Below are 14691 nucleotides of genomic sequence, written 5' to 3' on the forward strand. Positions count from 1 at the left end.
GCCCTGCCTGCCGGAACCTCACGATCCTCGCCACGCGCGCGTGCTCGTACGGGCACAATGGCATCACCTGTAGTCACCAGGTTCGGGGGTGTCGTGGAACAGCGCAGAATCCAGGAGATCGAGCTGCCGGGCGGCGGGACCGTACTCGCCCGGGTCAGCGTTCTCGACCCGGAGGCGTGGCCGGGGCAAGTGCCGGGCGCCGCGGACGAGTTCTCCTACGACGACGTCGGCGCCCTCGACCACATGGCGTCCCGCGTCGACCAGTTGAACGAACTGGTGCGAGGCGTCGGCGGCGCCGTGCTCGACGCGGCGCGGGCCGTGAAGCCGGACGAGGTCAGCGCTACCTTCGGGATCGAACTGGCCGTGAAACCGGGCAAGGCCGTCGCGCTGCTCGCCGACGGCGAGGCCAAGGCGGCGCTGTCCATCACCCTCACCTGGCGGGGGGACACGAACCCCACATGACCTCGGCCAAGCTCGACGCCCTGGTTGTGCGAGCCACCGTACGTATCGGACCCGACGACGAACCGGGCACCCTCTGGGGCAGCGGATTCTTCGTCGCACCGGGATGGTTACTGACCTGCCGCCACATCCTGCCCCTCAAGGACGGCCCGGAGGGCGTGGGTTCCTTACGGGTCCAGGGGTACGACGGCCTCGACGTACGGGCCCGGCCGGCCTACTGGCTCGGCGGCGGCACGGACCCCGAACAGGACCTCGTCCTCATCAGGTTGACGGAAGACGTGCCCCACGCGTGCGTGCGGCTCACCGACCACTACGACCGTCCCAACTCCGTCGCCGCGTACGGCTGGCGCCCCACGGACGGACTGCCCAAGCGCTGGAGCGGAGAGACCGACTGCAACGGCACGGACGGCGGCTACGGACTGACGCTCGGGCCCCTGGCGGAGATCCCCCACGGGGCGTCCGGCGGGCCGCTGCTCGACCGTGAGCGCGGGCTGGTCGCCGGCATCGTCAAGGCGCGCCGGGTGGGAAAGGACGGCGGGCTGGCCGTCGCCGTCACCGCGCTGCGCGGCTTCCGGCGGGCAGTGCCCGTGGGGGAGGAGAACGGCCTCGGGGCCGACCCCTACGCGGCCCTCATCCGGGCCCACGACATCTGGCACAGCAAGGTAGCCGGAGCCGTGTCCTGGGTGAAGGCGCAGACCGGGGTCGCCGTCGGCGGCGACCGGAGTTGGGGGCCGGGGGACAGCGCCAAGGCCTCCGCGCTGCTCGCCGGGCTGCCCGAGCCGCGCTCCTCGGCCGAGTTGCAGGGTCTGATCGGGCACGTCGTGGGCGACGATCCCCTGTGGACGGAGGAGGCCGCCCCTCGCGACTGGCGGGACGGCCACGGCTGGTTGTACGACCATCCGGAGGGCGCCGACCTTGTGGCACTCCACTATCTGCGGGTCGTCGCCCAGGTGTGCGGCCCGCGCGCACCGGATGCGGCCGCCGCGCTCGAACGGTGGGTCGAACAGCGTGCCGAGGCCCTGCCCGGCCACCTGCGGGCCCTCCTCATGGGCGTGGTGGCCGGCGCGCCTGCCCCCTGGGGCAGCGCCGGTGCCGACGTGTGGACCGACCCGAGGATCGACGGTTTCCTCAGGCACGGTGACGGGGACGACGCGGACTACGCGCACGGGTCGGACGACTCGGACGGGCCGGTGGTCGCCGTCGAGCTGGAGCCCGATCTGTTCCGGCCGCACGACCGCTTCCACTGGCGGATCTGGACCTGGACGGGCGGCCCGGAGACCGTACGGGCCGGGGACGAGGGCTCCGACCCCGAGGGCGATTCGCTCGCCGACCTGCCGTCCGTACTGAACGAGCCGCTGGCCCGTACCTTCGGCCGGCTCGACAACGGGCGCCGGGCCCGGCTCGAACTCGCCGTACCCGTCGAGCACTTCGGGATCAACGCCCATCTCTGGCTGCCGGGACCGGTCGTCCCCAGTCTCCGGGCGCACCTCGCCGAGCGGCCCTTCGGAGTGCACCGGCAGGTCGTGGTGCGGTGTCTGAAGCGGCGCGGAGAGCCCACGGCCGTGTGGCGCGAGCGCTGGCGCGCGGTCGCCGAGGGCGAGCCCAAGGCGCTGCCCGTCATCTCCGACGCCTACGCGGGCCAGGCCCTCGACGCGGCCCCGCCCGGCGCGGTGCCCGTGCTGTGCCGGCCCCCGGCCGAGAGCACCGGACCGCTGGCGCAGGCGGTGGCCGCCGGATACGGCGTGATCTTCTGGAACCTCCAGGCCGAGCACACGCACGGCTGCGGCACCGACTGTCGCGAACTCCACGACCGTACGGCGGAACTGCTCAGCTCGGCGGGCCGGGCCACCGCCCTGCCGGAACGTGTGCGTGCCCTGCGCGAAGGGTTCAGACGGGCCGACCCCGACGCCGACTGGGTCGAACACCTGGCCCTTCTCTACGACGACCCCGGGCGCCCGATCCCGCACTGCGACGACCTGCTGGAGTCCCCTTGACGACCGCGACCGACACGATCGGCACCCCCGAGCCCGACTGGTACATCTACCGGGGCGCAGGCAGGCCGCACGACGGCATCGGCCGGCTGCCCACCCCGCCGCCCTGGCGCGACTTCGACGGCGTACCGGGCGACACCGTCGTACCGCCGCTCGGCACCGAGTCGACGCGGCGGCTCGGCAGCCGGGGCGGGCGGGGCATCGCCTGGCGGCCGGAGCAACTGGAGCTGATCAACGCGGCGTTGTATCTGCGCCGCCCGCTTCTCGTGACCGGCGACCCCGGCTCCGGAAAGTCCACCCTCGCCCACGCCATCGCGCACGAACTGGGCCTCGGCAGGGTCCTCCAGTGGCCCATCGTGAGCCGTACGACGCTGCGAGAGGGCCTCTACAGATACGACGCCATCGCCCGTCTCCAGGACACCCAGATGGCGCACGCGCGCGGCGAGACGCAGACCGAGGACATCGGCGACTACCTGCGGCTCGGCCCGCTCGGAACGGCGCTCCTGCCGTACGAACGGCCGCGCGTCCTGCTCGTCGACGAGCTGGACAAGAGCGACATCGACCTCCCCAACGACCTGCTGAACGCCCTGGAGGAAGGCGAGTTCAGGATCGCCGAGCTCCAGCGCATCGCCAAACGGCAGGCGGACGTCGAGGTCCTCACGGACGACGACGAGCGGGCCGCGGTGAAGGGCGGACGCGTCCGCTGCAAGGCCTTCCCGATCGTGGTGATGACGAGCAACGGTGAACGCGACTTCCCCGCACCGCTGTTGCGCCGCTGCCTCCACCTCGATGTCCCCTCGCCGCACAACGACGTCCTGGGCAGGGCCCGGCTCGACACCATGGTCACCGCCCACTTCGGCGAGGAGGGCAGCGAAGTGGCGGGCCGCAACGGTGAGTTGATCCGTACCTTCCTCGACTCCGCGCCCGGTTCCCTGCGCGCCGCAGACCAGCTTCTCAACGCCATCTACCTCACCCAGGAGGCCGTGCGCGACAGCGAGCCGGACCGGAAACGGCTCGCCGAGCTGCTGATGCGGCCCCTCGACCACGGCGAACACGGGCCGGGCGGCGGACCGCGCTGATGACCTCCCCGGACGCACCGGACCACGCCGGGCAGCTCGCCGAACTCACCGAACGGCTCCGGGCCCTCGGAGTCGAGCCGTCCGCGCGTGAACTCGCCGAGGCGCTGTGGCTGGCGCCGTTCATGGGGCGGGCGGACAGGGTGACCGAGCCCGACGCGGATTCGGGAGCGCCCGGCCGTACGCCGTTTGCGCCCGGACGGCCGGGCCGTCGCACGGCCACGCGGCCGGACGTCCCACCGCGACCCGCCGATCCCGGCCCCGGGCCCGGTGTGGACCGCACCCGCCTGCATGCCGACCGGCCGTCGGCCGAAGCGTCGCCGGGCGACCGGCCAGGCGACGCGGACAGTGACTTCGTACGGGTCCGGGTGCCCGCCGCCAACGCGCTGCCGCACCCCCTCGCGCTCCAACGCGCCCTGCGTCCACTCCAGCACTACCACCCGCCCGTCCGCAGTCCCGCCCTCGACCTCGACGAACAGGCCACGGCGGAACAGGCGGCGGAGACCCGTCTCCTGCTGCCCGTCCTGCGCGCCACGGCCCGCCGCGAGGCCCGACTCCGCCTCCTCATGGACGTCTCGACGTCAACCAGTGTCTGGGACACGGCACTTGAGGAGCTGCGGCAGCTGTGCGCCGGGCTCGGCGCCTTTCGCGAGGTGGCGATCGACTACGTCCGCGAGGGCGAAAACGGACGCCTGGAGGCCGCGCCCGGGCGGGACTTCGACCGAGCCGTGCGGGCCGCGGAGCAACTGCGCGATCCGACCGGCCGACAGCTGACCCTCGTACTCAGCGACTGTGCGGGCCCGTTGTGGCGGTCGGGTGCGATGCAGAGGCTCCTTCATCGCTGGGGGCGGGCGGCACCCGTGGCCGTCGTGCAGCCGCTGCCCCAGCGCATGTGGCAGCGCACGCATCTGCCCGCGCTGCCCGGCACGCTCCGACGGCGCGAAGGGCTCGGCGCACGACTGGAGTTCAGACCGGCGGACGGGGCCGTACGGCCGGCCGGGGCCCTTCCCGTGCCGGTGCTGTCGCCGACCCGTACGGCGCTGGGAACCTGGGCGCGGCTGCTCGCCGGCAGCACCGGGCTGGCGGTGTCCGCCCCGGCCGCCTGGGTGCACGCCGACCACCCGGCGTCCCCGCCACGGCCCGAACGGCCGGCCGCCGAACCCGAGTCGATCGTGCGGGCGTTTCGGCGCACGGCGTCCCCCCAGGCCGTCGCTCTCGCGGTCTCCGTCTCGGCGGCGCCGCTGACCCTGCCGGTGATGCAGCTCGTCCAGCGGGCGATGCATCCCAGGTCAGGGCCGAGTGTGCTGGCCGAGGTGCTGCTCAGCGGGCTGCTGGAACGGGGTGCGGAGGCCGGGTGGTACGAGTTCCGGCCGGGGGTGCGGGAGGCGCTTCTGCGGTTGCTGCCGCGCGGCGACGCGATGCTCGTGCTGAAACACTGCGGTGGGTACGTCGAGCGGCACTTCGGGCGCCGGGCCCGCAACTTCCCGGCGCTGGCCCTGGCGAAGCTGAGCGGGGGCGCCGTCGAAGGACCCACCGGGGACGACGCGGACGCCGTGCCGGGAGCGTTCGCCGAGGTCTCGGCGCTGGTGGCGGGGCGGTTCGGGGTACCGCGCCAACCGCGCGTACGGGCGGAGGTCTTCGACCTCATGTACGTCGCGGAGGACGAGGCATGGGCGACGTGGGTGGCCCATCTGCTGACATCACGCGGCCAGTTCGTGACGAAGCGGCCGATGCGCGGCAGCCCGCAGGAACTGACGGACCAGGTGGGGGAACGGCTGTCGGCGTATCGTCCCCGCGGTGGGCGCGTCGTCCTCCTCGTCGGCAGCTGGTACTCGGCGTTCCGCGTCGGCAACCCGCTGCGGGCGGCGCTCGGGCTGCTCGACGTCCGGGTCGACGCCGTCACGCTGACCCGCCGCGAAGGTCTCGCCTGGGCACGGGAGATGGGCTCCTGCACGGATGTGTGGGACACCACCGAGGAAGCGGCGGCGGAGCGGTTGCTCATCCGTCTCGGCCTCGGCTCGGCGAGTACCTCCGACGACGGGCGGGGCCCACATTTCCCGGGCCCCACACAGCGGCTTCGCGATGGGGTACCCCGCACGAGCACCGGGTTCGTGGCACCGGCGGGGGCGTTGGCGCGGGTACGGGGGAGTCTGTCCCAGGGGCGTCATTCCGCGAGGTGCGCCCTCGTGGGCCCGCGCCTGGCGGGCAAGACCGACCTCGCCGCCCAGTTCGCGCACCACTACGGCTTCACGTACGACATCGTCTGGTGGGTCGGCGGCAAGAACGCCGAGGAGCGCAGGGAGCGGCTGGCCCGGCTGGGCGTCGAGTTCGGACTGCCGGCGGGCGGGGACATCGAACAGCGGCTTCGGGAGCTGTACCGGGTGCTGGCGGGCACCGCCCTCGACTGGCTGATCGTCCTGGACGACTGGGAGCGCTCGCAGGACCCGCCGGACTTCCCGGTCGGCGGTCATGTGCTGATCACCTCCCGGGACGCGAACTGGCCGCGCGGGGTGGACACGGTTCCGCTGGAGCCGAGGCCGCTGCGGGAACCCGAGGGCGCCGGCCGAGCCGTGGCCGCCGTACACCTGGCACGCGAGAGGGCCGGCAGCGGGTTCTTCGTCGCGCCGGGACTCCTCGTCACCTGTGCGAGCGCGGTCGAGGGGGTGTCGAAGGGCGACCGCAACCGGATCACCGTCCACACCACGGACGGACTGGGGCACCGAGCCTGGTTGCTGCGCACGGTGGGGGAGTTGGCCCTGCTGGAGGTCCCCGAGGCCGCCGACCGCTACGGCTGCCTGTGGCTCACGGACACGCCGGACGTACGGCCCGACGGGGTGACGCTGCTGAGCCCCACCCGGGTGATGGGCGGCGCGGTGCTCCCCTCCTTCCCCGCGCGTGCCGAAGGGCAGTCGGGGCACCGCACGATGACCCTGCTCGGCGCCCCCTCCACCGCGCTGGGCAACGCCGGCGCTCCCGTTCGCAGCCGCCGGGACGGCTCGGTCGTCGGCGTGGTCCTGGCTCCCTCGCCGGCGGACACCGGGTCCGGCCGTGCCGTACGCATCGAGGTGCTGCGGGAGCTGTGCGAGCAGGAGCAGGGGAAGGGCTTCGACCTGTGGCATCGCATCGTCCGCGCGCATGACCGCCACCACGCCGGGCAACGCACCTCCGGCCGGCCCGAACTCTACGGTCTGCTCGCCGAGTCGGAGCCGCCGGACGGGCCGGAGACCGTCCTGAGCCTCGTCGCGTCGGCCGGTGCGCCGACACCGGACCACGCCCCCCGGAGCTGGCGCGACGGCGCGGGACACCTGTACGCCGTAGGAGCCGCCGGATCGGTCGTCGTCTACGCGGCGCAGGTCCTCGCCCTGCTCGAAGGCCGGCGCCGGGCATCGGGGCCGGCGGGCCTGCCCGCCTGGATCGAGAGGGAGTCCGGGGAGGGGCTGACCGAGGAACAGGCACGGGCCGTCCGCCACGCACTCCAACAGGTGGGCCCAGGATCCGCCGACAGCGACGGATGCCGAATCACCGTCAAGATCTGGCCCACCGGCACGGACGGGAACGACCTCTACACCTGGAGTCTGCGGGCGACGCAGGCGGACCGGGTGCGCCAGGCCGCGCCGCCCAAGGCGCCCTTCGTACCGGACGGCCCGGTGACCCAACTGCGCGATCAGCTGAAGGGGGCGCTGGCATGGGCCGACACCAGCAGACACCGGGCGACGGTGGAGTACGAGCTGCCGGACGAACTGCTCTGGCGGCTCGACGTGATGCACTGGGCGCCGGGCGAGCTGCTCCGTACCGAGGCCAACGTGTTCGTCAGCGGCCGGAGCCCGGTCCGGGTCGCGCCGGGGCCGTCGCGGGAGGAGCGCTGGAACGCCGTACAGAGCGGTCCCATGGCCGGCCTCCGGCTCCCGGCCCCCCTCCACGACGCCCCGCTGAACTCCGTACCCCTGTGGTGCCGTCATGGTTCCGACGACGACGCCCCGCTCGAAGAGGCCCGCGCCCTCGGTTACCCGCTGATCCTCTGGGGCCGCCAGGCCGATCACCGCGACTGCGCCGCCTTCTGCAACTGGGTGGAGCGCGAGTTGCTGCGCGGGTCGGAGAGCGTACGTGAACTCCTCGCCCGGGTGCGGGGGGTGTGGATCCGCAACGGCATGCGGGAGAAGAACACCGACTGGATCAGACATCTCGGCGTCTACTACGATCCGCCCGGCAGCGTATGACGAAGGACCCGGCCCCGGATCGCCCCGGTGCCGGGCCCTTACCGTCGTACCGCCCGAGGCCTACGCCTCGAACACCTCACGCACCAGCTGTTCCTGCTCCGCCTGGTGGCGCTTGGCCGAACCCACCGCCGGGGACGAGCCCGCCGGGCGCGAGATGCGCCGGAGTCGCTCGCCGTGCGGGATGTCCGCGCCGACCGCCAGGTCCAGGTGGTCGATCAGGTTGAGGGCGATGAAGGGCCACGCGCCCTGGTTCGCCGGCTCCTCCTGCGCCCACAGGTACTTCTCGGCGTTCGGGTACTTGGCGATCTCCGCCTGGAGTTCCGCACCCGGGAGCGGGTACAGGCGCTCGATGCGGATGATCGCCGTGTCCGTGATGCCGCGCTTGTTCCGCTCGGCCTCGAGGTCGTAGTACAGCTTGCCGGCGCAGAAGACGACCTTGCGGACGTCGGCCGGGGCGGCGGACTCGTCGCCGATGACCGGACGGAAGGCGCCCGTCGTGAACTCCTCCGTCTTCGACGCGGCGGCCTTGAGGCGCAGCATCGACTTCGGGGTGAAGACCACCAGCGGCTTGTGGTGCGGGTTGTGCACCTGCCACCGCAGGAGGTGGAAGTAGTTCGACGGGAGCGTCGGCTGAGCGACCGTCATGTTGTTCTGGGCGCACAGCTGGAGGAACCGCTCGATGCGCGCGGACGAGTGGTCCGGGCCCTGGCCCTCGTAGCCGTGGGGGAGCAGGAGTGTGACGCCGGACGTCTGGCCCCACTTCTGCTCGGCCGCCGAGATGTACTCGTCGACGACCGTCTGCGCGCCGTTGACGAAGTCGCCGAACTGCGCCTCCCACATGACGAGCGCGTCGGGTCGGGCCAGCGAGTAGCCGTACTCGAAGCCCATGACCGCGTACTCGGAGAGCAGCGAGTCGTAGACGTTCAGGCGGGCCTGCTCGTCCGACAGGTACTGGAGCGGGGTGAAGTCCTCGCCGGTGACCCGGTCGATGAGGACCGCGTGCCGCTGGCCGAAGGTGCCGCGCCGGGAGTCCTGACCCGAGAGGCGCACCGGGGTGCCCTCCAGGAGCAGGGAGCCGATCGCGAGCGTCTCGCCCATGCCCCAGTCGATCGTGTCGTCCTCGATCATCGTCGCCCGGCGCTGCAACTGCGGGAGCAGACGCGGGTGGACGGTGACGTGGTCGGGGATGTTGACCTGGGACTCGGCGATGCGCTTGACGACCTCCTGGGAGACCGCCGTCTGCACGGGCACCGGGAACTCGGCCCTGGGGTCGCCGGTGAGGGCCTCCGCCGGGGCGGAGACGGCCTCGCGGACCTCCGTGAAGACCTTCTCCAGCTGGCCCTGGAAGTCCTGGAGTGCCTGCTCGGCCTCTTCCAGGGTGATGTCGCCGCGACCGATGAGGGACTCGGTGTAGAGCTTGCGCACCGAGCGCTTCTTGTCGATCAGGTCGTACATCAGGGGCTGCGTGAACGCCGGGTTGTCCGACTCGTTGTGACCGCGGCGGCGGTAGCAGATGAGGTCGATCACGACGTCCTTGTTGAACGCCTGACGGAACTCGAAGGCCAGGCGGGCGACGCGGACGACGGCCTCCGGGTCGTCGCCGTTCACGTGGAAGATCGGGGCCTCGATCATCCTCGCCACGTCCGTCGCGTACATCGACGAGCGCGACGACTCCGGGGCGGCGGTGAAGCCGACCTGGTTGTTGATGACGATGTGGACCGTGCCGCCGGTGCGGTAGCCGCGCAGCTGCGACATGTTGAGGGTCTCGGCCACCACGCCCTGGCCCGCGAAGGCCGCGTCACCGTGCAGGGCGACCGGCAGGACCGTGAAGTCCGTGCCGCCCTTGTTGATGATGTCCTGCTTGGCGCGGGCGATGCCCTCGATGACCGGGTCGACCGTCTCCAGGTGGGACGGGTTGGCGGCCAGCGAGACGTTGATCTGCTCGCCGTCCAGGCCCGTGAACACGCCCTGGGCGCCCAGGTGGTACTTCACGTCGCCGGAGCCGTGCATCGACTTCGGGTCGAGGTTGCCCTCGAACTCCCGGAAGATCTGGGCGTACGACTTGCCGACGATGTTGGCGAGGACGTTGAGGCGGCCGCGGTGGGCCATGCCGATGACGACCTCGTCCAGGCGCGACTCGGCGGCGCTGTCGATGACCGCGTCGAGCAGCGGGATGACCGACTCGCCGCCCTCGAGGGAGAAGCGCTTCTGGCCGACGTACTTCGTCTGCAGGAAGGTCTCGAAGGCCTCCGCCGCGTTCAGCCGGCGCAGGATGCGCAGCTGCTCCTCCCGCTCCGGCTTGGAGTGCGGGCGCTCGATGCGGTCCTGGATCCACTTGCGCTGCTTCGGGTCCTGGATGTGCATGAACTCGACGCCGGTGGTGCGGCAGTACGAGTCGCGCAGCACGCCGAGGATGTCGCGCAGCTTCATCAGGGACTTGCCGGAGAAGCCGCCGACCGCGAACTCGCGCTCCAGGTCCCAGAGGGTGAGCCCGTGCTCGGTGATGTCCAGGTCGGGGTGCTTGCGCTGGCGGTACTCCAGCGGGTCGGTGTCGGCCATGACGTGGCCGCGGACCCGGTAGGAGTGGATCAGCTCGAAGACACGGGCGGCCTTCGTGACGTCGTCGTCGTGCGAGGCGTCGATGTCCTTGAGCCAGCGGACCGGCTCGTAGGGGATGCGCAGCGCCTCGAAGATGTCGTCGTAGAAACCGCCCTCGCCGAGGAGGAAGTTGGCGACGATCCGCAGGAACTCGCCGGAGGCGGCACCCTGGATGACCCGGTGGTCGTACGTCGAGGTCAGGGTCATGACCTTCGAGATGCCCAGCTTGTTCAGGGTGTCCTGGGACGTGCCCTGGAACTCCGCCGGGTAGTCCATGGATCCGACGCCCATGATGACCGACTGACCGGGCATCAGACGCGGGACCGAGTGGACGGTGCCGAGGCCGCCGGGGTTGGTCAGGGAGACCGTGACGCCGGTGAAGTCGTCCATCGTCAGCTTGCCGTCGCGGGCGCGGCGGACGATGTCCTCGTAGGCCTGCCAGAACTCGAAGAAGTTCAGCGTCTCGGCCTTCTTGATGCCGGCCACGACGAGCTGGCGGTCGCCGTTGGGCTTCACCAGGTCGATGGCCAGGCCGAAGTTGACGTGCGCCGGCTTGACGAGGGTCGGCTTGCCGTCCTTCTCCTGGAAGGAGTAGTTCATCGACGGCATGGCCTTGATGGCCTGCACCATCGCGTAGCCGATGAGGTGGGTGAAGGAGATCTTCCCGCCCCGGGCGCGCTTCAGGTGGTTGTTGATGACGATGCGGTTGTCGAAGAGCAGCTTCACCGGGACCGCGCGCACGGACGTGGCCGTGGGCACCTCGATCGAGGCGTTCATGTTCTTCGCCACGGCCGCGGACGGGCCGCGCAGCGTCACGAACTCCGGACCGTCCACGGCCTCCGCCTCGGCCGCGGGGGCGGCCTTGGGCTTGGCGGCGGCCGGTGCGGGCGCCGCGGCGGCGGGCTTCGCGGCCGGCGCGGGCGCCGGAGCGGCGGCGGGCTTGGGAGCCACCGCGGGAGCCGGCGCGGGCACGGTCGGGGTCACGGGAGCCGCGGGGGCGACCGGGGCCGCTGCGGCCGGGGTCGAGGTGGTCTCTGCGGCCCCCGGGGCCGCAGTACCCGCCGTAGCCGTGGGAGCGGAGGCCGCTCCGGGCTTGTAGTCGGCGAAGAAGTCCCACCAGGCACGGTCTACGGAGTTCGGGTCCTGGAGGTACTGCTGATAGATCTCGTCGACGAGCCACTCATTGGGTCCGAACGCTGCCGCAGGGTTACCTGCGGACTCGTCGGTCGAGATGCTCGATGAGTTACTGGGGGACTGTGGCGACACGGCGGCAACCGCCCTCTTCCGCTTCACAAGGTGGCTTCACAAGGTGATGGACAGCGGGAATCAAGGCTACGCCCCCGTGGCCGAAAGGTCAGTCCGGGTCCGTTCATCGTCGCGTAAGTCACATCAACAATCGTGTTTCGGGGGATGAAATGGCGGGAAACAAGCGGGGTTCCGGTCCGAAAGGGACACCTGAGGGAAGCCCTGATTGTCGCCCGGGCGCACGAAATGCGCGGGCCTGTGATCAATCACACGTGTCCACGCGCGTCCGCCAGCGCGGACGTAGGTGGATCTTGTGGCTCCGCTTCGAACTTTACGTCAACTTGGGACGGATGACTCTCCCGGAAGGGTGACCAAAATCCGGCACCCTCGCTCGGATTCGGCCACACCGATCCGGCCGCCGTGCAGATCGACCGCCCAGCGGGCGATCGCCAGCCCCAGACCCGTACCGCCGTCGCTGCCCGGCCCGTGCGGCGAGCTGACGCCGCCGCGGTTGAACCGTTCGAAGACGCGGTGCCACTCGGAGCGCGGAATGCCCGGACCCTCGTCCAGGACCTCCAGCTCCAGCGACTCGGGGGGCGTCCCGCGCCGTGCCTTGACGGTGACCCGGCCGTGCGCGGGGCTGTGCTTGACCGCGTTGTCGATCAGGTTGGCGACGACCTGGTGCAGGCGCTCCGGGTCGGCGTGTGCGATCAGCTCGGGCGGATTGACGTCCAGGTGCAGATGGACGTCGTTACGGGTGCGACCGCCGGAGCCCGAGGCGATGCCCGCGCGTGTGGCGGCGAGCATGTTGGCCTCCTTGAGGACGCCCGAGAGATACGGCCAGACCTCGAACCGGCGCTTTCGCAGCGGTACGACCCCGTTGTCGAGCCGGGAGAGGTCGAGCAGGGTCTCCACCAGCCGTCCGAGGCGCTCGGTCTGCTTGAGCGCCGTACGCATGGTCTCCGGGTCGGCGGCCGAGACCCCGTCCACGACGTTCTCCAGCACGGCGCGCAGACCCGCGATCGGGGTGCGCAGCTCGTGCGAGACGTTCGCCACCAGCTCCTTGCGCTGACGGTCCTGAGCCTCCAGCTCGTCCGCCATGACGTTGATCGTCTGGGCCAGGTCGCCCAGTTCGTCCCAGCGGTTCTCGCGCACCCGGCGTGTGTAGTCGCCGTGGGAGATGGAGCGGGCCACCGCGTTCATGTCGTCCAGCGGCGCGGTGAGTGAATGGGCCACGAACTGCGTTATCAACAGTGTGGCGATCATCGAGAAGACCGTGATGAAGCGGAGCTCCGTCTTGGTGTGCACCGCGATCATGGACAGACCGGTGGTGATCAGTACCGAGACGACGACCAGAGCACCCAGCTTGGTCTTGATCGAGAACGGACGTACGCCGCCCCAGGGCTCGCCCCCGGGGCTTCTCCGTGCGGCCGGCCGCCCTCGGCTCATGGCGTCGGTGTCTCCAGTGCGTAGCCGACCCCGTGCACCGTACGGATCCGCTCGGCGCCGATCTTCCGGCGCAGCGCCTTGATGTGGCTGTCGACGGTGCGGGTGCCCGAGGCGTCCGCCCAGTCCCACACCTCGGCGAGCAGCTGCTCACGGGAGAGCACCGCGCGGGGCGTGTTGGCGAGACAGACGAGCAGGTCGAACTCGGTGGGCGTGAGGTGGACGTCCTCGGAGCGCACCCGCACCCGCCGCTGCGCGTGGTCGATCTCCAGCTCGCCCAGCCGCAGGATGCCGGAGCGCGGCGTCGACGCGGCGATGGCCGCCCGCTCGACGCGGCGCAGCAGCACATGCACCCGCGCGGCCAGCTCACGCATGGAGAAGGGTTTCGTCATGTAGTCGTCGGCGCCGACCCCGAGCCCGACCAGCATGTCGGTCTCGTCGTCGCGCGCGGTGAGCATCAGGACGGGCACGGCCCGCTGGGCCTGTACGCGCCTGCATACTTCCAGCCCGTCGAAGCCGGGCAGCATGATGTCGAGGATCAGCAGATCGGGCTGCCAGGCCTCGGCGGTGTCGACGGCGGCCGGCCCGTCACCCGCGGTCTGCACGAGGAATCCCTCGGCGCGCAGACGGGCCGCGATGGCGTCGACGATCGTCGGGTCGTCCTCGACCACGAGGACCCGGCGCTGGGCGCCCGGAGTCGCCGTCGCGCTGTTCTGGGAGGTGTGTGTCTGCTCCATCGCCCGCCCCTGAAGTGTGCTTTCCGGAACCAGTGGGGTGGTTCCTTGGCTGCGCTTGTCCGCGCATGACTGCGATTGACGCACGACTGATCGGATGAGTGATCGGCGTCGGGAAGCAGAGTACGGGCAGTCGCCGCATTCGGGCTATCCAGGCCCGACGGCGAGGTGGACGACGTCGGGGACGCCCCGGGCAACCGGGATCTCTTCGGTGCGTACTGCCCGGAACCCGGCATTCCGTAGAGTTTGCTCAAATTCCAGAGAGGGTTGCGCGGACCACACCGCGAGCACCCCGTCCGGCCTCAACACCCTTGCGCAGCTTGCCAGTCCGGCCTGCGAATACAGGCTTTCGTTGCCCTCCGTGACGGTCCAGCCGGGCCCGTTGTCGATGTCGAGACACAGTGCGTCAAATGTGTCGGAGGTCTCATTGACGTACCTCACCAGGTCGGCTGCGACGACCTCGGTACGGGGGTCGGCGAGGGCGTCGCGGGAGAGCGGGGCGAGAGGTCCGTTCCGATGCCATCCGATGATCGCGGGTTCGCGCTCGACGACGGTGATGTGTCCCCAGTAGGGGTCGGCGGCGGCGTGCGCGAGTGAGAAGCCGACGCCGAGGCCGCCGATGAGGACGTGCGGGGCAGAGGTGGTGCGGTCGCCGCCGAGGGCGTCGCGGGCGGCGTCGATGAGCAGACGCTCGGACCGGCCGTCCGAAGTGTCCATCAGGAAGCACCCGTTGGCGATGATCTGGAGCAACTCCCCGTGCCGCCGCAGCACGACCTCTCCGTACGGGCCCTCGTGGCGGTCCAGGACTTCGGGGGTTTCGTGGGGGTCGGTCGTGCGGGTCATACCGGCATTTTGGCAGTGCGGCGGGGTCGGGCGGGGCCTTTGGCGGACTTATCGGCTTCCTGTGAATCGGCCGGGGCGTGGC

Annotated in this window: 8 protein-coding genes; 4 read left to right on the top strand and 4 right to left on the bottom strand. The window is 71.2% G+C overall.

Features of this window, described 5'->3' with window-relative positions; translation table 11 throughout:
• The first annotated feature begins 93 nt into the window (after positions 1–93).
• Genes PV396_RS33005 through PV396_RS33020 form a run of 4 tightly spaced genes read left to right on the top strand, consistent with a single transcriptional unit; the run spans position 94 to position 7743 of the window.
• Complete coding sequence (locus tag PV396_RS33005) at positions 94–462, top strand: CU044_2847 family protein (RefSeq protein ID WP_319210911.1); 369 nt, start codon at positions 94–96, stop codon at positions 460–462.
• On the top strand, positions 459–2453 hold the full coding sequence (locus tag PV396_RS33010; RefSeq protein WP_319210913.1) for a trypsin-like peptidase domain-containing protein: 1995 nt from the start codon (positions 459–461) through the stop codon (positions 2451–2453). Before PV396_RS33005 ends, PV396_RS33010 begins: the two co-directional genes overlap by 4 nt.
• On the top strand, positions 2450–3529 hold the full coding sequence (locus PV396_RS33015) for an AAA family ATPase (RefSeq protein ID WP_319210915.1): 1080 nt from the start codon (positions 2450–2452) through the stop codon (positions 3527–3529). Before PV396_RS33010 ends, PV396_RS33015 begins: the two co-directional genes overlap by 4 nt.
• Positions 3529–7743, top strand: a complete 4215-nt coding sequence (locus PV396_RS33020; RefSeq protein ID WP_319210917.1) for an SAV_2336 N-terminal domain-related protein — start codon at positions 3529–3531, stop codon at positions 7741–7743. The genes PV396_RS33015 and PV396_RS33020 overlap by 1 nt, the downstream gene beginning before the upstream one ends.
• A gap of 60 nt (positions 7744–7803) precedes the next feature.
• On the opposite strand, the gene PV396_RS33025 is transcribed toward PV396_RS33020, so the two are convergent.
• The 4 genes from PV396_RS33025 to PV396_RS33040 form a co-directional block, all read right to left on the bottom strand.
• Complete coding sequence (locus PV396_RS33025) at positions 7804–11607, bottom strand: multifunctional oxoglutarate decarboxylase/oxoglutarate dehydrogenase thiamine pyrophosphate-binding subunit/dihydrolipoyllysine-residue succinyltransferase subunit (RefSeq protein ID WP_319210919.1); 3804 nt, start codon at positions 11605–11607, stop codon at positions 7804–7806.
• Between the two features lie 315 nt (positions 11608–11922).
• Positions 11923–13035, bottom strand: coding sequence for a HAMP domain-containing sensor histidine kinase (locus PV396_RS33030; RefSeq protein ID WP_319210921.1), 1113 nt, complete (start codon positions 13033–13035; stop codon positions 11923–11925).
• Positions 13032–13769, bottom strand: coding sequence for a response regulator transcription factor (locus tag PV396_RS33035; RefSeq protein WP_055528598.1), 738 nt, complete (start codon positions 13767–13769; stop codon positions 13032–13034). The genes PV396_RS33030 and PV396_RS33035 overlap by 4 nt, the downstream gene beginning before the upstream one ends.
• A gap of 144 nt (positions 13770–13913) precedes the next feature.
• Entirely contained in the window at positions 13914–14609 is a 696-nt protein-coding gene (locus PV396_RS33040; RefSeq protein WP_319210924.1) for a spermidine synthase, read from the bottom strand.
• Positions 14610–14691: the final 82 nt, after the last annotated feature.

The organism is Streptomyces sp. ME02-8801-2C, assembly GCF_033793965.1.
Classification (GTDB): Bacteria; Actinomycetota; Actinomycetes; order Streptomycetales; family Streptomycetaceae; genus Streptomyces.